This is a genomic window from Segatella copri (assembly GCF_026015295.1).
In the GTDB taxonomy this organism is placed as follows: Bacteria; Bacteroidota; Bacteroidia; order Bacteroidales; family Bacteroidaceae; genus Prevotella; species Prevotella copri_C.
Genome location: NZ_JAPDUW010000001.1, coordinates 198,118 through 219,074 on the forward strand (window position 1 = coordinate 198,118; position 20,957 = coordinate 219,074).

Below are 20,957 nucleotides of genomic sequence, written 5' to 3' on the forward strand. Positions count from 1 at the left end.
GAAATGGCCGATTTACAATCCTTTATGGATGTAACATTTCAACTTATCATGTTATCCTTACTCCAATTCCATGCCGGTTTTCAATAAACTATAACCAAGACTTGCCCCAATCGGTAGGCCTCTAACGATTTTAACAGAAAACGGAAATGGAACAATTTAATCAACCGCCTCCGGGCGGGCAGCAGGCCTTCCCTCTGACAAATCAACAAGAGAAACAACTGATAGCCATCCTTGGCGTACAAGGATTGTCTTACCAGAACTATTCTGTGCTAGAACTCAAAATCGTTCTACAGATTATCAGGCATGCCCAGAAAGCCATCTTGGGCTATGTCATCCCTTATCAGGTAACTTCACAGACTTTTAATGGCTTCACCGCAGAACAGAGAGCTGCAGGCCACACCGATGTCATCATGAAACTGTCGGAGTTACCTTATGGTGCTCATCATTATGCGCAATTGCGCACTGCCATCAAGCGTATAGAATCCCAGCCCATCCTGCTGCCGTTTAAGCTGGAAAAACAGACATTATACCGGAAATTTGCATGCCTGTTTAAGAGTGAGATATACCAAGACCGGCACAAGAACTGGATGGTAAAATTCCGCTTCGACAACAACGTGATTCGGTTTTTCTACAGTTTCGACAAGGGAGTCAGCCGTATCGACCTCAATGCCATCAACCAATGCCGCAGCGCATCGAGCATCAAGTTATATATCATCATGAATTGCTGGGGTGCAAAGGGATTCACCATCTGCAAAACGGCGCATATCCAGCAACTGATGCATGGCAGGGAAGATTACTACAAGACCTGGTCGGCACTGGACAACAAATGTCTGACTTTTGCCTGCAAAGACCTCAAGCGCCTTTACCAGAACCACATCATCGACCAGTATCTTACCTATAAGCCTTTCTTTCTGGAGGAGGGTGAAAAAGTGAAGCATCACCTGCCCGAACACATCACCTTTACCCTGCACGACCGTCGCACTTCTGGCGAAACTGCGGAGGGTGCAGAAGTGAGCAGCGAACTGAGAGGACAGCGGAGCAAACTGAAACTCCGGCTGCAATACAATTATGATGTGAGCGAGAAGAAGGCTGACCAGCTGAGCGGCTATCTCAGGTTAGATATGATTGGCGACCTGGAGGACTTCTTCCTGCGAAAGGATTATTACATAGCCAACTGCAGGCGTTCGAACAAGAAGATGAACATGGGTGGCTATATGACCACAGCGATGATAGGTTTCTTTAAGGATCATGGTGTAGAAGGATTGTAAAAAATATAAAGCTTATGAATTATCCCCAACGTATGTACAGCAAGACCGAGCTGGGTCTGCTCTACTTTCCCGACACAACCGACGGGGCAACAGCGCGCCGTCATATCATGGGATGGATTAAGCGTTGTGAGCCCCTCTGGAACGAGCTGCAACGTTTAGGCTACCAGGAGCATAGCCAGTATTTCCCTCCCCGCCAGGTATTCACCATCTTCGAATATCTGGGCGAGCCGGGGGCGGAATAGGGAATGTTGAATGGTGAATGTTGAGTGTTGAATGTTGAGTGTTGAATGTTGAATGTTGAATAAAAAAACTCCTGAAGTTTGTTTCAAACAACTTCAGGAGTTTGATTATTTTGTATTGATAGTTTATTTCAATAACTTTTTGTAGTCCTTGTCAAATCCTTGAGGATGACGTCCGATGAAAAGAACATTGAGTAAGCAGTTGGCTGCCAGTTCTACATCGTTGAGATCAGCGCCTTTGCCTTTTTTGACTTCCTTTCCCAGGCATACATCCCATGTGGACTGGAAACAGCTATCATTTGCTCCAACAAACATATCATTTGAGTCAGGATCTTCCATCAGTTCAAACTTGATAACCTTTTTGGATGTGATAGGTTGGATATTGCAAAGCATATCGAATGCTTTTTCAAAAATATCGCGATGCAACTGTGCATTTGGAAACATCACATTGACTGTTGGAAAAATCTCTTCAAATTCAAACGACTGCAATAGCTGGTAGAGTTTCATATGCTTATACCTTATTATATATATAACATTCAGTTTATCAACTCTCGTTGTGAAGACTAGAACTTAGCCATCTTGATAGCATCTATAGCACACTCATCACCCTTGTTACCCAACTTGCCGCCGCTACGATCCTTAGCCTGCTGCAGATCGTTGGTAGTCAAGAGACCATAGATAACAGGAATTTCCTGAGTAGCATTCAGACGGGCAATTCCGTAGGTAACACCCTCGCAGATGTAATCGAAGTGAGGAGTTTCACCACGTATCACACTACCTAAAATGATGACTGCATCATAGCCGCCATTCAAAACCATTTGATGGGCTCCATAGATAAGCTCAAAGCTGCCTGGAACAGTTTTCACATGGATATTCTCAGTGAGAGCTCCATGTTTTTCGAGTGTTTTTACTGCTCCGTCGAGCAAAGCGCCCGTTATCTCAGGATTCCATTCTGCTACAACGATACCAAAGCACATGTTACTGGCGTCTGGTATTTTAGTAAAGTCGTATTCAGATAAATTATGAAGTGCTGTTGCCATATTGATTTCGAATTGTTATCAGTACAGATTAGTTAGAAGCGCGCTCGATGTACTTGTCGATTTCGCCACTCTGTACGAGCATAGCGTTAACATACTTCTTCTTAGCATCCTGATAAAGCTTCAAAGCTTCGTCTTTCTTACCCTGGCTTTCGAGAATCTCGCCTGCCTTGATAATGAATATAGGAGAAAGACTGTTGTTTGTACCATCCTCGGCCTTGCTGTCTGCCATAGAAGCAGCCTTCTTGAAAGCATCAACAGCCTTGTCGAGCTGGTTGAGATGCGCATAAGCATCACCTAAAGCAGATTCAGCAGCAGGACTGATCATCTGGTCGTCTTCTGAAGAGAAAGATTCCAGACTCTTCTGAGCTTCTGCCCATTTGCCGAGGTTTGCATAGCAAAGACCAGCATAGAGGTTTGCCAGGTTACCTGCATCTGTGCTGCTGTATTCGTCAGCAATCTTAGTAAAACCTACATAGCCTGCGCCATCACCCTTCAATGCCTGCTCATACATCTGGTTAGCAAAGTAGGTCTGACCCTTAGCAAGCATAGTGCTAGCCTTGTCCTCACGAGGACCTGAGATCTGAGATACATAACCGAATACACCTGCAATGATAACAATGATAGCTACTACTGCAATGATAATTGCCTTCTTGTACTTCAAGAAGAAGGCCTCACGAATGTTTAGGCTCTCTGTTTCCTGAGCCTGTACGTTGTTGTTTGCCATTTTTATTTTGCTTTTTTATTATTCTATACTTTTTCGTTTCTGGTTTTGGGGCAATCTGCTCAATAGAAAGTTAGCTTTCAAATTGTGGAATGCCGCTAAACTTCTGCAAATTTACTCAATTTTATTCAATTATTGAAATTTCTAGCCTATTTTTTTTGTTTTTTCCTCTTTTTCTGCTAACTTTGCACTATAAAAGCAGAAAAGAGACTATGATTTTAAAGAATATTTCCATTATTAACTTTAAAAATATAAAGAGCGCCAATCTGGAGTTGTCGCCCAAAATCAATTGTCTGATAGGACATAATGGCATGGGAAAGACTAATTTCCTTGATGCAATCTACTATCTCTCTTTCTGTAGGAGTGCCTATAATTCTATCGATTCCCAGATTATTACTCATGATGAGCCTTTCTTTATGCTGGAGGGAAATTATGATAATGATAAGGGGGAGATAGAGAATGTTTACTGTGGCATGAAACGGGGTACTAAGAAGCATTTCAAGAGAAACAAGAAGGAGTATAAGCGTCTTTCGCAACATATTGGACTTATCCCTCTGATTCTGGTTTCTCCATCTGATGTTTCTCTGATAGAAGGGGGAAGTGAAGAGCGCAGAAAACTGATGGATGTGGTCATCTCTCAGTATGATTACTCTTATATAGAGGCTTTGTCCAACTATAATAAGGCTTTGCAACAGAGAAATGCTTTGCTGAAAATGGAGGAGGAGCCTGATATTACGCTGCTGGAACTTTGGGAGCAGCAGATGGCGAGTAATGGTGAATTGCTGTACCGGAAACGGCAGGCTTTCGTTGACGAACTGGTTCCGCTGTTTCAGCAGATTTATCAGCAGATTTCGGGTGATAAGGAGCAAGTCCGTCTTCACTATGTTTCTCATTGCCAGAGAGGTCCTTTGCTGGATGTTATCCAGCGCGACCGGTTTAAGGATCGTGCTGTAGGGTATTCTCTGCATGGTGTTCACCGTGATGATCTGGAGTTTTTGCTGGGTGATTATCCGATGAAGAGAGAGGGAAGTCAGGGGCAGAACAAAACTTTCGTGATTGCCCTGAAACTGGCTCAATTTACTTTCCTGCAGCGCACGAGTTCCAATACGCTTCCTTTGCTCCTCTTAGATGATATTTTCGATAAGTTGGATGCACAGCGGGTTGAGGCTATTGTGAAACTGGTTGCCGGTGACCATTTCGGACAGATTTTTATTACGGATACGAACCGTGATCATTTGGATAAGATTCTCCAGAACATGCAGGGAGATCATACGATATTCTATGTAGAGAATGGGGAAATAATGAAGTAGAAAACTAAAGGTTTCCCTTAAAATTTTGAGAATATGTTTAAAAGAAAAGTTAAGTCAATAGCAGAACTCTTGCCCGAATTTCTGAGAAAGGAAGGGTTGGAGACACCTTTACAGCAGAAACGCCTGATCATGAGTTGGGATTCTGTGGTAGGGGATAATATTGCTGCATATTGTGGTGATAAGTTTATCAAGAACCAGACTCTCTATGTAAAGATAGAGAATGCTGCATTGAGGGCTGACCTCACGATGAGCCGTGCTAACCTTGTTCACCGTTTGAATGAACAGGTTGGTGCACAGGTTATTGCAGATATACGCTTTTATTAATCCTCCGTTCTGATATACTATACTGAACTTTCGCATGTGGTTCAAAAACGGGCTGAAGGCCCAAAAGCTCCTAGCCCAGGGCATCGCCCTGGGTATAGTAGCAGTCAGCAAGGCGCCCTGTAAGGGCAAAAGCTTTATAAATTGCCTGATATTTGAAAGCTTTTGCCCTTACAGGGCGACAGGTTTGCGCCCGTAATAACCCAGGGCGATGCCCTGGGCTAGGAGCTTCTGCCCTTTCAGGGCGTGTGGGGCAAAACTTGCGAAACTTCAGTACTATATGATTTCGTCCATGCATATATCTGTAGGGGTAACAGGAAGGAGTCCTTCCTCTTTGATTTTCTGGAAGTCGAAACAGATTCCTATTTTGTATGCATGTGGAATCTGGGCAAGAAATCTGTCGTAATAGCCTTTTCCTCTTCCTAACCGGTTGCCTTTCATATCGAAACTCATACCTGGGATTACGGCAAGTTCTATCTCAGGATATTTTTCTTCCGGATAAATCTTGCCTTTCGGTTCAAGTATATGATAGGCTCCTTCCTTCAGGTCTTGAACTCCGGAATATTCTCTCAGTTCCATATTTGTATCGTCCAGCACAACGGGCAGTATCACCCGTTTTCCCCTGGAAACAAGTTGGTCTATATAATGATGGGTGTCCACTTCATCAGGAAGCGAATAGTACATCAGTATGGTTTGGACATTCTGAAGATGCGGGTTGGAATCTAAACGTGATAATACAGAAAGCGACAGTTCCTCAAGTTGTCTTGAGGAATACTGTCGCTTTCTGTCTTTTATGATTTTTCTTAATTCTTTCTTGTCCATGCCTTAAGCATTTGCTATCATACAATTATTATGGTGTAAGGAAGAATAGTTGTAGGGCGTATTCGCCATAGCTATCTTTTCTTTCTTCGCAGCGCGTTTTTTGGCTGGCTCTGGTTTCTTTGGAAATGCTGCATGGTTCTCAAATACATCCAGCGTCTTTTTAATGACTGGATCATCAAGATTGATGTACTGGGTCCATGCCTGCTCGTCCAACATATTGTAGATGATACGGCTGTCGATGACACGGACTAACAGTTTGTGTGATTTCTTGATTAAAAGATTTCTACGTTTCAAACCACGTTTATCAGCATAGCTGGCAAACTTTTCAACCATGTCCTGACTGTCAAGATAATCGGCAAGTTCCATCATCTCCTTGAAGTTGTTCAACTTCGGACGGTTATCGTCTGTATAAGTGAAGGCAAACTGCAAGATGAGACCACTCAGACTGGCCTCCTTGAAATAGGATGTCATGCCGAGCGTATCTTCAGGAACAAAGATGTCTGGGGTGATACCACCTCCGCCATAGACAATACGGCCGTTACCTGTATGATAAGCTGGTCCTGTATGCTTGATGCTATCCTGTGAGAAGAACTCTCCGTGCTGGTATCTGTCAAGCAAGTCTTGCTCATAATCCTTGTCATCGCCCAGCGTATATGGCTTCTGGATGCATCTTCCTGAAGGAGTATAGTAGCGCGCAATGGTCAGACGGATGAGGCTGTGGTCAGGGAATTCTATCTGTTGCTGAACCAGTCCCTTACCAAACGAGCGCCGTCCGATGATGGTAGCACGGTCATTATCCTGCATGGCACCCGCAAAGATTTCTGCAGATGATGCAGAACCTTCATTGATGAGAACTACCATCGGAATCTTCTGGTAGGCACCCTTACCGTCACTCGTATAGTTATGTCTAGGCGATTTGCGTCCCTGTGTGTAAACGATGAGCTTCTTGTCTGGCAAGAATTCGTTTGCCATGTTTACTGCAGCCGTCAGGTAACCACCTGAGTTATCCCGAAGGTCAATACAGAGGTTGGTGAATCCCTGCTGTGAGAGTTTGGCCAGAGCAATCAGCATTTCCGGATAGGTGTTCTCGCCAAAGTTCTTGATACGGATATAGCCAGTTTTATCGTTTAGCATGTAGGCTGCTGTAACACTCTTTGTCGGTATTTCACCTCGGGTTACGGTAAAGGTCTGAACCTTCTTGCTTCCATATCGTATAACTCCGATTTTTACCTTGGTATCCTTTGGACCCTTCAGGCGATGCATTGCCTCCTGATTGGTTACAATCTTGCCGACAAAAGGCTTGCCGTCTACGGCTACAATCTTATCTCCTGCCAAAAGTCCGGCTTTCTCGGCAGGTCCATTCTGTATCACATTCTGTATATGTATCGTATCTTGGCGGATGACAAACTCTACGCCTACACCCGAGAACGAGCCTTTCAGATCGTCGGTGGCCTGAGCTGCGTCTTTAGCACTGATATATACGGAATGTGGATCCAGTTCTGCTAAAATCTGTGGAATTGCCTTATCTACCAGCGAGTCGATGTTCACGGGATCTACATATTGGTCATCAATAAGATGGAGCAGGTTGTTCAGACGGTTGCTTCCACTATTGATAACGTTGAGGCGATTTCCAGAGAAATGGTTGGAAAAGAATGTTCCGATGATAATACCTATCACAACACAGAATGCCATGATGAATGGCATAAAGCGGTTGGTCTTATTCTTACTCATGTTCATAACAATTCTCTTTTTACTAACGTTTTATCTATCTTATCTCTAATCTTCTACAGAAGATGTCTTTTCTTCAGGATTGAGGTATTCTACCTTGATTCCTGCTCGTTGCATCAGTTTGATACCATCGTCCAGACGGTATTTCTCTGCATATACAACACGCTTGATGCCCGACTGTATAATCAGTTTGGCACATTCTATACATGGAGAGGCGGTGACGTAAAGCGTACTTCCCTCACTGTTATTGCTGCTGCGGGCCAGTTTCGTAATAGCATTAGCCTCCGCATGGAGAACGTATGGCTTGGTCACGTTGTTATCCTCACAGACATTTTCAAATCCGCTCGGTGTACCATTGTAGCCATCACTGATAATCATTTTATCTTTTACAACTAGTGCACCTACCTGTCGGCGTTTGCAATAGCTGTTTTCAGCCCATATACGTGCCATTCGCAAATAGCGAAGGTCGAGCTTGGTTTGTTTGGAAAGTTCGTTTGCCATCCTCTTATCCTTTATGTTGTACCTTGATTTCGTTACGTTCCAGCAGTGCATCGATGGTTGGCTCTTGTCCACGGAACCGTTTGTAGAGAACCATAGGATGCTCTGTTCCACCCTTAGAGAGTACGTTGTCACGGAAACTTTGAGCAGTCTTCTGGTCGAAGATTCCATTCTTCTTGAATACACTGAAAGCATCAGCATCCAGTACTTCTGCCCATTTGTAGCTATAATATCCTGCGGCATAACCTCCTGCCATGATGTGGGAGAACTGTACGGTCATACAGGTTTCCTGCAACTGTGGCAATATCATCGCCTTTTTCCAGGCTTCCCTTTCATAAGGCATGATGTCGGCAGTAAATTCTTTCTCTTGGGTGTAGTATGCCATGTCAAGCAATCCGAAACTTACCTGGCGCAAGCAACCGTAGGCTGTCATGAAGTTGCGACTCTTCATGATGCGCTCTATGAGTTCATCTGGCAATGGTTCACCTGTCTGATAGTGGAAGGCAAATGTACGGAGAAAATCTTTCTCTATTGCATAATTCTCCATAAACTGTGATGGCAATTCTACGAAGTCCCACCATACGTTGGTTCCCGAAAGACTCTCGAAGCGGGTATTGGCAAACATGCCGTGAAGACTGTGACCAAACTCATGGAGGAAGGTTTCTACTTCTCCTAATGTCAAGAGAGCAGGTTTTTCCTCTGTTGGCTTGGTAAAGTTCATTACCACACTTACGTGAGGACGTATGTTTTTGCCCTTATGGTCTATCCACTGTCCCTGGAATTCTGTCATCCAGGCACCTCCTTGCTTGCCCTTGCGAGGGAAGAAGTCGGCATAGAATACAGCCAGATAGCTTCCGTCTTTATCAAATACCTCGTATGCCTTGACGTCTGGGTGGTATACCGGTATCTCTTTGTTCTCCTTAAAGGTGATGCCATACAGCTTGTTGGCGAGTCCGAACACACCGCCTATCACTTTGTCCAGCTGGAAATAAGGGCGAAGCATTTCTGCATCGAGATTATATTTCTCCATCTGGAGTTTATGAGAATAGAAGCCGAAATCCCATGGTTTCATTTCGAAATCTTTACCCTCCAGCTTCTTGGCAAGGGCTTCCACTTCTTTCACTTCCTTTTCTGCCGTTGGCTTATAAGCCTCTATCAGGTCGTTGAGAAGTTTATATACATGTTCTGTATTGCTTGCCATACGGTGGCGAAGAACATAGTCGGCATAGGTTTCGAAACCGAGCAACTGAGCGAGCTCTCTGCGCAGGTTTACCAGTCGTTTGCAGATTTCCAGGTTGTTCTGCTCGTTATCATGGGTACATACCGTATTGCGTGCCATATACATCTGTTTGCGGAGCTCACGCTGGGTAGAGTAGGTCATGAAAGGAGAATAACTTGGATAATCGAGTGTAAAGATCCAGCCTTCTTTTTCCTGCTCTTTGGCGGTATGCGCAGCGGCAGCTTTTGCTGTTTCTGGAAGTCCGTCGAGCTGAGCTTCGTCTGTGATATGGAGCGTAAATGCCTTGTTTTCTTTTAAGAGATTCTGTGAGAACTGCAGAGTGAGCATACTGGCTTCTTCTGTAAGTTTGCGAAGTTTCTCTTTACCTTCTTCGTCTAAGAGTGCACCGCTGCGTACGAATCCGTCATAGCTGGTGTCCAGAAGCATTTTCTCTTCTGGTGTCAGTTCTCTGTTGGGATGATCGTGAACGAACTTGATGCGCTCAAAGAGTTTCTTGTTCAGCGTGATGTCATTTGCGTGCTTGGTGAGAATCGGACTCATCTTCTGCGCAATTTCTTCCATCTCATCGCAGGTTTCAGCACTCATCATGCAAGAGAAAACGTTAGATACACGGCTCAAGAGGTCGTAATAGTGTTCGCCCTTATCGGGATCAACTCTTGCAATGGTATTCTCAAAGGTTGGTTCTGCCGGATCGTTTACAACCTTGTCTGTAGCCTCGTCATCACGGCGGATTCCCTCCATGAATGCTGGCTCATAATCTTCGAGACGGATTCGTTCGAATGGTACTGTATCGTGCGGTGTATTGTAAGGCACGAAGAATGGGTTGGTTCTATTTTGTATTGTATTGTCTTGCATATTGTTACTTTTTAGCTGCAAAGTTAGCAAAAAAATGCTTTATTGCCTTGATAATAAACGTTTTTAACTTATATTTATCGGTCGTTATACTTTCTTTACTCAAGTTTCGCAAGTTGGCTCCACACGCCCTGAAAGGGCAGAAGCTCCTAGCCCAGGGCAGCGCCCTGGGGTATTATGGACGCAAACTTGTCGCCCTGTAAGGGCAAAAGCTTTAAATACCGGGCAGTTTACAAAGCTTTTGCCCTTACAGGGCGCCTTGCTGACTGCTATTATACCCAGGGCGATGCCCTGGGCTAGGAGCTTCTGCCCTTTCAGGGCGTGCTGCTTCTGGAGCTTTTGGGCCTTCAGCCCGTACTTAAACCACATGCGAAAGTTCAGTCTTTAGCGTTTGATGAGATTTTCCAGTGCAGGGATATAGATTCTGCCTCGTTCTAGCTGGATAAGTCCTTCTGACTGTAGTTCGTTGAGGGCTTTGGATACATAGATGCGCTTTACATTCATCTCTTCTGCTAAACGGGTCATCTTGATATGAAAGATTTTCTCGCCTGCCGGGCGGACGCTGTGGCTCTCGAAGAAACGGATCAGACGCTCACTCAGTGTCTTGGCAGGAACTCTGAACAGTCTGCGGTTGTTCTTCTGGGATTGGGTGCAGACCAAGTTCAGAAGATTGATGCGGAATATTTCATATTCATCGGATAACTTCATGATCTCTTGCTTGCTGACAGACATGATGCTGCAGTTGTTCTTTGCCACATAAGTGTGGGTGAAGCGCTGGGTAAGACCGAAAAGTCGTTCCAGCTGGAATGATTCCGGTGCCGAAATGTCTTCTTCTACCTGATAGCCGTAGTCATCTGCCTGGGTTATCACCTTAATGTCTCCACTGATTAAATAATATAGACGTGTACAACTGGTGCCTTCTTCAACTATAGTTTCACCCGCTTCCAGTTTTTGAAAGTCAAAACGGGTTTTACCAGCTACATTCTGGAAGTCATAGCAAGTCATTCCCAGGAATAATGGGAGTGATAATAAACTGTCGTATAGTCTATTGGTTGACATGTAAGTTTATTTATTTAATATCTTGTTTTTGAGAGATGGTGAATACCATATCTTGTTTTGTCCTTTCTCGTCAGCATAGATGAGATATGCACAGAGGTCCGGATGCTTTTTCAGAATCTGTTTTGCACCCTCCATTCCCATTACCATAAACGAGGTGGCATAGGCATCGGCTGTAGCACAGTTCTTGGCTAAAACCGTTGCAGATAAGATGTTATGCTGCACAGGATAGCCTGTTTTGGGGTCTATGGTATGTGCATACTTCTTGCCGTTTTTATAATAGAAGTTTCTGTAGTTACCACTCGTAGCCATGGTTATGTCGGTAATATCAAGTACATCCTGAATTTCCTGACTCGTATTGGTAGAATCGTCAGTTGGCTTGTTGATACCAATATGCCAAGGCACTTGTTTCTCGCTAACACCGTTTACTACAATTTCTCCACCAATCTCAACCATAAAGTTGCTGATACCTTTCTTTTTCAGGAATCTGGCAACAATGTCGCTGCCATATCCTTTGGCGATAGCAGAACAGTCAAGCATGATCTTAGGATTTTGCTTGATGATGCGTCTCTTTTCCAAGGCTACTTTCTCATAACCTACCAGCGTTTTGATACTGTCTATCTTGGCTTTCGTAGGAGGTACCCCCTGCTTGAATCCAAAGCCCCAGAGGTTTACCATTGGGGCAACCGTGATATCAAAGGCTCCATTGGTTTCTTTTGAGATGCTTTCTGCCATGCGGAATACTTCGGTAAACATTTCGTCTACCTCAATATCTTTACCTTGGTTTACCTGTGTGATGACAGAGGTCTTATTGAAAGGAGACAAGGATTGGTCTACCTTCTTGAGTTCTGTTTCTATCTCTTGCTGGTAGTTGGTATCACTCTGATAGGTAATGTGATAGATGGTGCCAAAGATAAAGCCGGTATCTTTCTGATAGGGCGTATTATGCTGCTGACGTATGATAACGATGGTACCAACGATAAGTATCAACAGAAATGGAATTTGCCAGATAAGTTTCTTTTTTTTCATTCTTTACACATTATGAAGTCTTTAAATCTCAAGGGTTACATTGAATGTTCCGCCAAGGCGTGAACCTCCCTGCTTACCGTAGCCTGGCACATACCAGGTGTTGCCTAATTCTCCATCGTTCTTGAAGAGGCGGCGTTTGTATCTGAAACTCCAGCCCATACGGACGGGACCCCAGATTTTGGCATCAATACCTATTACGCCTTCCAGCCAATGATAGTTGCAGGAAATGCCGTTACCTCCATAGGGCGTTTCGCCGCCCCATACTGGGTCTGTAACGGGTGGGGCGCTCAGGTCATATTCATAATAGGTGCAGGCATAACGGAAACCGCCAAACAGACGGTAGTCGTCGTGTTTGTTCTTCAGAAGATTCCAGTCTACACCTAATCTGAAATAGGGAGCGCTGGTCTTGTAGGTGATTTTGGTTGCCTCATCGCTGGCATCTGCCTTTCCATAACCCAATTCGAAAACAGGATAATACTTGTCTTTCAGATTGATACGGAGAGATGCTTCGTACTGCCCATAGTCGCTAACCATCAACTGTACGGGACCTATCAGGTCAACTCCCACAGCCATACCTCTAAAAAAAGGAATGGTATCAGGTTGCTGCTCTATGATCTTCTTCTTGCTTTGGGCATGACAGGGGAGAACAGCAAATAGGGATAGCATACTAGTTGCGGCTGCCAAAATATATGTAGAAATGTGCTTTGGATGCATCATAATTTACCTCTTTTTGATTGATGACTATTGAGTCAATATAATTGTGAGTAGTCTTAACATCGGTTATCGTATGGAAGAACGATGGACTGCAGTCTACCGACTCAAAATGAGAGCGGTTTTCCTTTGATACAGTCACGGTGTCCTTGAATACTTGCTTCGATAGGGTATGTATCTCGAAAAACAATACGTCTTCATCCAGGCTGTAACTCATAGGCAGACTGAAACTGTCTACGTTTACATCCTTATTGATCAGCACACTATCTGTTCCTGCTATCTTTTTCGTAGAAATCGTTAGCGTGTCTTTTAGCGTCTTGTTGTCGCCCATCAACTTGTATTTGGTATATACAGTATTGTTGAGTGGGCAGTCGAGAGATGTACATCCCATCATGGCCAGAACCATGAAAACGACGAAAGGTATTATTTTCCGCATCTTATTTCTTTTTCTATTTGATAATCGTTACGGTTTGGGTTCTGGCGGCTGATAAGGTCGCCCAGGAATCCGGCAAGGAACAGCTGGCTACCCAAAACCATCGCTACAAGAGCAATGAAGAAGTAAGGTGAATCGGTAATGAGATGTCCGTAGATGCCGTTGTGCAGGTCGATGGCCTTGTCTATGCCTAAGCCGATGAGCGATAGGAAGGCTATGAAGAATACGACGCTACCCAGGAAGCCGAATACGTGCATTGGCTTTTTGCCAAAATTGCTCAGGAACCAGAGAGTCATCAGGTCAAGATAACCATTTACAAAGCGGTTCCAACCCATGAACTTTGATTTGCCGAACTTTCTTGCCTGATGATGAACAGGCTTTTCGCCTATCTTGGCAAAACCTGCATTCTTGGCTAGATATGGGATATAACGGTGCATCTCACCATATACCTCGATATTCTTAACTACGTCGAGGCGATAAGCCTTCAGACCGCAGTTGAAGTCGTGCAGATTGTGTATGCCGCTTACTTTGCGTGCAGTAGCATTGAAGAGTTTGGTAGGGATGGTCTTGCTCAGAGGGTCTCCTTCTTTACGGTTCTGCTTGTAACCTGACACGAGGTCGTATCCCTCTTTCTTAATCATCTGGTAGAGTCCCGGAATCTCGTCTGGAGAATCCTGCAGATCGGCATCCATGGTGATGACAACATCGCCCTGTGCTTCTTTGAAACCACAGAAGAGAGCTGGGCTCTTTCCATAGTTTCTGCGGAATTTGATACCCTTTACTTGCTCATTCTTCTCAGCAAGTTCTTCTATGACGTTCCATGAACGGTCGGTAGAACCGTCGTTCACAAAGATGACTTCATAAGTAAAATCGTTTGAGTCCATTACTCGCTTTATCCAGGCGAAGAGCTCTGGTAACGACTCTTCCTCATTGAAAAGAGGAATTATTACTGAAATATCCATTATCTTGTATTTATCTGTTTGTTTCTTATTTATTGTTATTTTGTATGCTGTTGTTTATCCTTCTTTGCCATTACAGCAGCAATAATCGGACTGAGTACAGCACCTGCTACCAGGTCGGTAATCATAAACATGGAAGCCCAGGCTATCGGTTTCATCATACTGACGGCATCAAGAAGGGCTTTAGATTCCCCTGCAGTTAACTGATACGCTTGTGCTACAATCTGATAGTTGGTTTGCAGTTGGTTCATGAATAGCCCCGTATCCATAAAACGGAACCAAAGATATTGCACAAGGGTAAGCAGAAGGGTTGCATTGAAGAATGTTTGGATGCAATAGTAGAATGCATGACGGAAAGAGATATGTCCGTCTCTTGCATAGTCACGGAATGCCTTCAGTCGCTTGGCCACAACAAATGGGGTTGCTATGATGAGAATGTTGGAAATGAATCCCAGCATCTGGTATTGCGGGTCTACTGCCAGCATGGTACATACGAAACTGACAATCCAGACAGCTCCGAGGATGGCACCATCTTGCCGGGCGAATGCTTTGGTTTGTCTTATCTTGCCTGTGTCGATGATAATCGTTTTAACCTTATGCATTTGTTGGCTTGTCTTCTTTTCTTCCTGATTCTCGTTATTTTCTGTATTCATTGTTTTTATTGTATTTCTACGGATGTAACATATCAATTTGCAAAAATACAACTTTTTTATTATATAAGGTGTAAAGGGTGGAAATATTTATATATAATTAAAGATAAATCCTCGTGAAATAGAGGTTTCAACTGTAATGTTATGCAATATAGAAGTAAAATGTATGTAAATAAAAAAAGGAACCTTCTAAAAGAAGATTCCTTTTTGAGCCTCTTGTCGGATTCGAACCAACGACCCCGAGATTACAAATCACGTGCTCTGGCCAACTGAGCTAAAGAGGCGGGTGGACAAGCGATTCATATCGCACCGCTACAACCAAGTACCCTTGCTATGTTCCCATCCTGGGGGATTCCGAGGGAGCTGGTCGTATGAGACTTGTCCGTCTCAATTTTTAAGCGGGTGCAAAGGTACGGTTTTTCTTTGAACCCGCCAAATGTTTTGCCAAAAAACTTCAGCTGTTTAACGTTTGTTTGCTAAAAATCAACTACCGTAATGCCTGATCCGCCAAATTGTACGTGTTCATCTGCATAATGGGTCACATTAGGCACACTACTCAGATATTGGCGAATGAGCTGTCTTAGGATGCCATTTCCCTTTCCGTGAAGGATTCTGACTCGTGGCATTCCTACCAGGATAGCATCATCGATGAAGTATTGTACCGCATTAAGTGCTTCATCGCCTCGCATTCCGCGAACGTCCAGATCCTGGTGGAAGTTGGATTTATGAGAGTCAATGGTCTTTCTGGTTTCCTTACTGATACCGTATGAAGCCAGATTTTCCTTGCGCTCTTCTGTCTTGTCTGCATTTTCAACAGGAGTTGTGGCATGCTCCAGACGGTTCAGGCGCATCTTGGTTCTCATTCCTCCAAATACGGCAGTTGCTGTATCTCCAGTAATGTTTTCTATCTTTCCGACAGTAGTCAGTCCCTTGATGCGCACCGTATCACCAATCTGAATTTCGCGTTTACTATCTGCTTGAGTCTTGTTCTGTGCATTCCTCAGTGCTGCTGCAGCCTTTTCCTGATTCTCTTTCTTTTCAGCCTGGCGCTTGGCATGGCGCTCTTTGCGTTGTTGAATCTGGGCTATCTTGCGGGCAATTTTGTCATCGGTCTCCTTGGTATCAATTTCCTGAACCTCTTGCTTGAAGGTATCAAGTTCCTGACGGATACGGCGGGTTTCTTCTTTTTCAGCCTGGCTTTCTTTGATTTCCCGGATGGCGTTTTCGATTCTCTTGTTACTTTCTTTCAGAAGTTCTGCGGCTTCTTCTTTTGCCTTTTTGAGAATAGCCTTTCTGCTTCGCTCAATATCCTCTATGTCGTTTTCGTACTTGGAGATTGTTTTCTCCATGTCTTTTTCACGCTGATGGATATTCTGACGTTTGTTTTCCCAATATCGCTTGTCACGAACTATATCCTGAAGATACTTGTCGCTTTGAATGTATTCAGAACCAACGATATCTGATGCTTCCTTGATTACTTCTTCGGGTAATCCTATCTTTCTTGCAATTTCAATCGCAAAGGAAGAACCTGGTCTGCCGATAGCTAATTGGAAGAGGGCTTTCATCTCATGGCGATCGTAGAGCATGGCGCCGTTAACCACTCCTTCATGGCTGTCGGCAAAATGCTTCAGGTTCTGATAGTGGGTGGTAATCACACCATAAGCTTGCTGCTTGCAGAACTTGTCGAGTACAGCTTCGGCGATAGCACCTCCGATTCCTGGCTCTGTACCTGTACCAAACTCATCTATCAGAATGATGGTCTCGCCATTGGCTGCCTTCATCATATTCTTCATGTTCAGAAGATGAGATGAGTAGGTACTCAAGTCGTTCTCCAGACTCTGTTCGTCACCGATATCAATCATGATGTTTTGGAAAACACCTGTCTTTGAACGCTCACTTACAGGGATGCTCAAACCGCATTGCAGCATATACTGTAATAATCCGACGGTTTTCAGACAGACAGATTTGCCGCCTGCATTTGGACCGGAGATGATAAGAATGCGTTTGTCCTGTGTAAGCATGATATCCAACGGAACTACTTTCTCGTTTTTTTTCTGTAGAGATAGCTGCAATAATGGGTGTATCGCACGGGTCCAGTCTATGTGTGGGTGGTCTTCTACCTCGGGTTCTATGGCTTTGAAGATATCAGCCAGTTTTTGCTTGGCTTGTATCAGGTCAATGATGGCAAGAAAACGGTAACTGTCCAGAATTTCCTTGGAATATGGGCGTACCTTGTTGGTGAAGTCGGTGAGGATGCGGATGATTTCTTTTCTCTCTTCACCCTCCAGTTCACGTACACGGTTGTTAGCCTCTACCACCTCGGTAGGTTCTATAAAGACTGTTTTACCTGTGGCACTCTCATCGTGTACGATACCTTTGATTTTACGCTTCAGAGTAGGGATGACGGGAATAACCAGTCTGCCGTCACGCAGGGTAGGGGTAACATCTTTTTCTACGATGCCTTCACTTTGTGCCGAGCGCAATATACTATATAAGGTACGTGAGATGCTGCCCTCTGTCTTTGCCAGTTCTCTGCGAATCTGAAGAAGTTCAGGGGTTGCATTATCTCTTATCTTGCCGAATTTGTCAAGTATCTGGTCGATGCGCTGAATCAGTTGTGGAAAAGTAACTACATCCTGTGAAAGGCGATGTAGGGCTGGGTAGGGATATTTTTTCTCTCTTTTCCATCCGTCTTCCGGCTCGTCATCGTCATCGCTGTGATTCAGTATCTTTACCATATCAGCTATGGTAGACAGTGAGCGTCTCAAGTCAAACAGCTCGTCCTCCTCCAAGTGACTGTTTTCTACACGGATACGGAGGATGCTCTCCCTTACATCATAGAAATATTGTAGGGGAAAGTCTTCTACTTCCTCCATCAGTCTGCGGAACTCACGCACCTGCATGAGCCATTCGTTAACTTGTTCTGCATCGCTGCTGAATGCCATCTTGTCTACCTGTTCCTTTCCGAGTGGAGAGAGGCATCTTTCGCGCAGCATCTTGCGGATTTCATTGAATCCTATCTTATTTTCAAAATTATCTGGATATATCATGGGTGCAAAGGTAGTGCAAATCGAAGACAATACAAAATAAAAAAGCATTTTTTTATTTTTATTGTTGAGATTCGGCCTGTCTTATTAGAATGTAGTGTATTTTCCTCTACCAAATGTTTGAACTGTTAAGTGTATTCTGGGCATTTCCGGGTGTAAGTTTCTGCTTAATTAAGGCAAGATATTCCGTCCATTTTGCATCTGTTCTTCTGTTCCAGACGTCGCCTAAAAAAGCAATTCCGCCAAAGTTCCATGCTCTCAATTGTGGAATATATTCAGGGGTGACACCTCCCAATGCAACTACTCGCTCATTGATGATTCCATTGATGCCTGCTTCCTCTAAGTCTTTGTTAGAGAAGGAATGTTTATAGCCTTTCTTTGAAATGCTGTCAAAGATTGGACTGAGGAAAACATAATGGCAGGCAGGTTTAAGAATCGCGCTCTTTTCGTCTTTCGTCTTGGGTGATATAGTCTGGAGAGCTTGTTCTACTTCCTTAAAACTATGGCAGGATTGTGAGATGCTTCCTTGAAAGCCTTCTGGAATCTCGTGGTTTCTTCTGTTAAGATGAATACCATGAAGATGAAATTCCTGACAAAGTTCGAAGTGATCGTGTACTACGATCTTTTTATGCCATTTCTTGTCGATTTCCTGTATCAGTCGCTTACACTCCTCTATATTTGATTCTGGTTTGCGCAGATGTAGCAGGTCTATACCTGCTTTAAAGAGTTGGTTGATATAGGTTGATTCATTCTCTATAAAATCGGGCAGAGTGATTACTATCCATTTCATATTCGTTGTGACTTTATTTGTTTATATAAAGGTGTTGGCTGTTATTTGATAAACAGTGCCTTGGGTTCATAGAAATGATTCACCGGACCATGACCTTTTCCTATCTGTACATCTTTTCCTGCCAGAATTGCGCCTGAAAGATAGGTTTTTGCCATGGCGATAGCTGTATTCATATCCATTTCTCTTGCCAGATAAGAAGTGATGGCTGAGGATAGGGTACAACCTGTACCGTGGGTATTGCGTGTGTTTACGCTAATGCCTCGATAACTGGTAATAGGTTTTCCGTCTTCGAAGAGGTAATCAATCTTTTCTGCTCCCTGGAAATGGCCGCCTTTGATGAGTACATATTTACAGCCTAACTTACTGATGGCTAAAGCTGCGTTCTGGATGTCTTCCTTATTCTGTATCTTCATTCCTGCCAGTATCTCTGCTTCCGGGATGTTAGGTGTTAGCAGGGTAGCTAGTGGTAATAACTCCTGTATGAAAATGCTGAGAGCGTCCTCCTGCATGAGTCTGCAACCACTGGTGGAAACCATCACGGGGTCAATGATGAGATGCTGGTATTCCCCTTGGTATCTTTTCAGGGCTTCAGCAATAGCCTGGATAGTGGTACGGTCGTTCACCATACCTACTTTGATGGCATCTGGGTGGATGTCGTCCATCACAGCTTCTATCTGGCCCTTTACGATTTCGGGGTTGATGTCTTGGATGGCATAAACTCCCAGGGTGTTCTGTACGGTAATGGCTGTAATGGCCGATGCGGCATATACGCCTAGTGCTGACATTGTCTTGATGTCAGCTTGTACGCCGGCTCCTCCGCAACTGTCTGAGCCAGCTATTGTCATTGCTGTATAATATTTCATAATTCCTATTAACTTCTTGCTTTTCCTCTAAAACTGTTTCTTACCAGGGCTGATTCACAGGTCTCACAGAGATGTTCTGTGGCTTGATGGTGCTTGAAACCTTCTATCATGGCTTGGGCACGGGGTGAAGCCAGAATTTCTTCCAGCGATTGTTCAAGCAGGTTCCCAAGTGCAACATCTCCGTTGTGGTCCAAACAGCAGGGTACCAATGTTCCGTCTGCCAATACGCCTATCTGTTTGAGTAGGGCTTTACAGAAAACTTCTCTTTTTTCTTCTCTGATACCTGATTTCTGATTTTCTTTTATCATTTCCTTTTCTTCGATATGGTTATCAAAGTTGGGCCATTCGAATTTCCTGTCAAACTCCAGATAGAGATTATTGGCAAGTCTGTAACCGTCAGGTCGTTCTTTCCAGGGTTTGGGGACAAATTTTTCGATGTGCTCCATTACTTCTTCATTTTCCCGGTCTTTTCCTCCTTGGTTCCAAAGTCTGAGAACTATGCAGGTTCCTTTCTCTGCTGCTTGGGTTGAAAAAGTCATCACCTCGTTCATGTAACTGGCAAGCTCTCCCTTGGCATTACTCTCGTGTGAGTGGAGCGAGAGCTGTATTTTGTGGGGAAGTGTGTCAAGGAGATCCATAGCTTTGGGTAGCAGAGTACCGTTGGATGTAAGTACGGTTTTGAAACCTTTCTCTCTTGCCATATTGATAAACTCGGGTAGAAGAGGGTGTAGTAGAGGTTCGCCCATAATGTGGAAATATAGGAAACAGACCTTCCCGCGTATCTTGTCGGTGAGCAGGTCGAATTCCTCAGCACTCAACTGTCTTTTCTTCCTTGTATGTTTGGGACAGAAGTGGCAGTTGAGATTACATGTATTAGTGATTTCTATGTAACAGCGATCTATCATTGTCATGTCTTTTCTTGCATATAGCTTACTTTTTAGCAAAGTTACATGTTTTCTTTGATATGACCAAATAATATAGCATAATTTTGCATTTGAAGTCTTCTTGTCATGGATAGTGAATGAATATGAAGGAAATATACAAATACGAAAATAAAAAAAAGCCTTCTGAAATTTCTTTCAGAAGGCTCTTGCGGAGAGAGAGGGATTCGAACCCCCGGTACCTCTCGGTACGACGGTTTTCAAGACCGTTGTAATCGACCACTCTACCATCTCTCCATTGTTTTAGTCTGGATGACTATAGCTTGGTTTTCTTAAGCGGTTGCAAAGGTACTACTAATTTCTGGTTCCACCAAATTTTTCGCCAACTTTTTTTCATTTTTCTTCAAAAAAATGCGTTTTGGGGGGTAATAAGTGGCAAAATCGGCAAAAAACAGTGAGGTAAGGCTGAAAAAGACAATAAAAAAGGGCTACCGCCGTA

At 43.9% G+C, this 20,957-nt stretch carries 21 protein-coding genes and 2 tRNA genes; 4 read left to right on the forward strand and 19 right to left on the reverse strand.

Annotated elements, in window-relative coordinates:
• Positions 1 to 146: 146 nt before the first annotated feature.
• Together ONT18_RS00750 and ONT18_RS00755 are read left to right on the forward strand one after the other, a co-directional pair.
• Positions 147 to 1,268: a replication initiation protein gene (locus ONT18_RS00750; RefSeq protein ID WP_264903584.1), complete on the forward strand. Its 1,122-nt coding sequence runs from the start codon at positions 147 to 149 to the stop codon at positions 1,266 to 1,268.
• 14 nt (positions 1,269 to 1,282) lie between these two features.
• Positions 1,283 to 1,510, forward strand: coding sequence for a DUF4248 domain-containing protein (locus ONT18_RS00755; RefSeq protein ID WP_254970217.1), 228 nt, complete (start codon positions 1,283 to 1,285; stop codon positions 1,508 to 1,510).
• A 123-nt stretch (positions 1,511 to 1,633) separates the two neighbouring features.
• Here the strand turns inward: ONT18_RS00755 and ONT18_RS00760 are convergent, their stop codons facing one another.
• Genes ONT18_RS00760 through ONT18_RS00770 form a run of 3 tightly spaced genes read right to left on the reverse strand, consistent with a single transcriptional unit; the run spans position 1,634 to position 3,271 of the window.
• Positions 1,634 to 2,014, reverse strand: a complete 381-nt coding sequence (locus tag ONT18_RS00760) for a hypothetical protein (protein ID WP_006846253.1) — start codon at positions 2,012 to 2,014, stop codon at positions 1,634 to 1,636.
• 56 nt (positions 2,015 to 2,070) lie between these two features.
• Positions 2,071 to 2,547, reverse strand: a complete 477-nt coding sequence (ribH, locus tag ONT18_RS00765) for a 6,7-dimethyl-8-ribityllumazine synthase (RefSeq protein WP_006846254.1) — start codon at positions 2,545 to 2,547, stop codon at positions 2,071 to 2,073.
• Between the two features lie 28 nt (positions 2,548 to 2,575).
• On the reverse strand, positions 2,576 to 3,271 hold the full coding sequence (locus ONT18_RS00770; RefSeq protein ID WP_153112903.1) for a tetratricopeptide repeat protein: 696 nt from the start codon (positions 3,269 to 3,271) through the stop codon (positions 2,576 to 2,578).
• A gap of 209 nt (positions 3,272 to 3,480) precedes the next feature.
• On the opposite strand from ONT18_RS00770, the gene recF reads away from it, so the two are divergent.
• Both recF and ONT18_RS00780 read left to right on the forward strand, forming a co-directional pair.
• On the forward strand, positions 3,481 to 4,578 hold the full coding sequence (recF, locus tag ONT18_RS00775) for a DNA replication/repair protein RecF (protein WP_217315200.1): 1,098 nt from the start codon (positions 3,481 to 3,483) through the stop codon (positions 4,576 to 4,578).
• A gap of 33 nt (positions 4,579 to 4,611) precedes the next feature.
• Positions 4,612 to 4,902: a DUF721 domain-containing protein gene (locus tag ONT18_RS00780; RefSeq protein WP_217327216.1), complete on the forward strand. Its 291-nt coding sequence runs from the start codon at positions 4,612 to 4,614 to the stop codon at positions 4,900 to 4,902.
• Positions 4,903 to 5,175: 273 nt separating this feature from the next.
• Here ONT18_RS00780 and ONT18_RS00785 read toward each other — a convergent pair whose 3' ends face one another.
• From ONT18_RS00785 to ONT18_RS00860, 16 genes are all read right to left on the reverse strand, one after another.
• A complete protein-coding gene (locus ONT18_RS00785) occupies positions 5,176 to 5,721 on the reverse strand; it encodes a 5-formyltetrahydrofolate cyclo-ligase (protein ID WP_264903585.1) in 546 nt (181 codons plus the stop codon).
• Between the two features lie 3 nt (positions 5,722 to 5,724).
• Positions 5,725 to 7,452, reverse strand: a complete 1,728-nt coding sequence (locus tag ONT18_RS00790; RefSeq protein WP_264903586.1) for a S41 family peptidase — start codon at positions 7,450 to 7,452, stop codon at positions 5,725 to 5,727.
• 45 nt (positions 7,453 to 7,497) lie between these two features.
• Positions 7,498 to 7,950, reverse strand: coding sequence for a deoxycytidylate deaminase (locus ONT18_RS00795; RefSeq protein WP_118152954.1), 453 nt, complete (start codon positions 7,948 to 7,950; stop codon positions 7,498 to 7,500).
• A gap of 4 nt (positions 7,951 to 7,954) precedes the next feature.
• A complete protein-coding gene (locus ONT18_RS00800; protein ID WP_264903587.1) occupies positions 7,955 to 10,042 on the reverse strand; it encodes a M3 family metallopeptidase in 2,088 nt (695 codons plus the stop codon).
• Positions 10,043 to 10,423: 381 nt separating this feature from the next.
• Positions 10,424 to 11,098, reverse strand: a complete 675-nt coding sequence (locus tag ONT18_RS00805; protein WP_119226870.1) for a Crp/Fnr family transcriptional regulator — start codon at positions 11,096 to 11,098, stop codon at positions 10,424 to 10,426.
• A gap of 6 nt (positions 11,099 to 11,104) precedes the next feature.
• Positions 11,105 to 12,124 (reverse strand): FAD:protein FMN transferase, encoded by a 1,020-nt coding sequence (locus ONT18_RS00810; RefSeq protein ID WP_264903588.1) that lies wholly within the window; start codon positions 12,122 to 12,124, stop codon positions 11,105 to 11,107.
• A 21-nt stretch (positions 12,125 to 12,145) separates the two neighbouring features.
• Entirely contained in the window at positions 12,146 to 12,841 is a 696-nt protein-coding gene (locus ONT18_RS00815; RefSeq protein ID WP_317511188.1) for a DUF6048 family protein, read from the reverse strand.
• Complete coding sequence (locus ONT18_RS00820) at positions 12,792 to 13,271, reverse strand: DUF6452 family protein (protein WP_118152946.1); 480 nt, start codon at positions 13,269 to 13,271, stop codon at positions 12,792 to 12,794. The genes ONT18_RS00815 and ONT18_RS00820 overlap by 50 nt, the downstream gene beginning before the upstream one ends.
• On the reverse strand, positions 13,259 to 14,230 hold the full coding sequence (locus tag ONT18_RS00825; protein ID WP_117691989.1) for a glycosyltransferase family 2 protein: 972 nt from the start codon (positions 14,228 to 14,230) through the stop codon (positions 13,259 to 13,261). The genes ONT18_RS00820 and ONT18_RS00825 overlap by 13 nt, the downstream gene beginning before the upstream one ends.
• Before the next feature lie 35 nt (positions 14,231 to 14,265).
• On the reverse strand, positions 14,266 to 14,880 hold the full coding sequence (locus ONT18_RS00830; protein ID WP_006846268.1) for a DUF4199 domain-containing protein: 615 nt from the start codon (positions 14,878 to 14,880) through the stop codon (positions 14,266 to 14,268).
• Positions 14,881 to 15,087: 207 nt separating this feature from the next.
• A tRNA-Thr gene (locus ONT18_RS00835) sits at positions 15,088 to 15,161 on the reverse strand.
• A gap of 192 nt (positions 15,162 to 15,353) precedes the next feature.
• The gene (locus ONT18_RS00840) at positions 15,354 to 17,927 is read right to left on the reverse strand and encodes an endonuclease MutS2 (protein ID WP_264903590.1); all 2,574 of its coding nucleotides are present in this window, start codon (positions 17,925 to 17,927) and stop codon (positions 15,354 to 15,356) included.
• Between the two features lie 106 nt (positions 17,928 to 18,033).
• On the reverse strand, positions 18,034 to 18,714 hold the full coding sequence (locus ONT18_RS00845) for a thiamine phosphate synthase (RefSeq protein ID WP_264903592.1): 681 nt from the start codon (positions 18,712 to 18,714) through the stop codon (positions 18,034 to 18,036).
• Between the two features lie 41 nt (positions 18,715 to 18,755).
• Complete coding sequence (gene thiD / locus ONT18_RS00850; RefSeq protein WP_264903594.1) at positions 18,756 to 19,577, reverse strand: bifunctional hydroxymethylpyrimidine kinase/phosphomethylpyrimidine kinase; 822 nt, start codon at positions 19,575 to 19,577, stop codon at positions 18,756 to 18,758.
• 8 nt (positions 19,578 to 19,585) lie between these two features.
• Positions 19,586 to 20,488 carry a radical SAM/SPASM domain-containing protein gene (locus tag ONT18_RS00855; protein WP_264903596.1) on the reverse strand — a complete coding sequence of 301 codons (903 nt, stop codon included), beginning with the start codon at positions 20,486 to 20,488 and terminating at the stop codon, positions 19,586 to 19,588.
• A 182-nt stretch (positions 20,489 to 20,670) separates the two neighbouring features.
• Positions 20,671 to 20,755: transfer RNA gene (locus ONT18_RS00860), tRNA-Ser, on the reverse strand.
• Between the last annotated feature and the right edge of the window lie 202 nt (positions 20,756 to 20,957).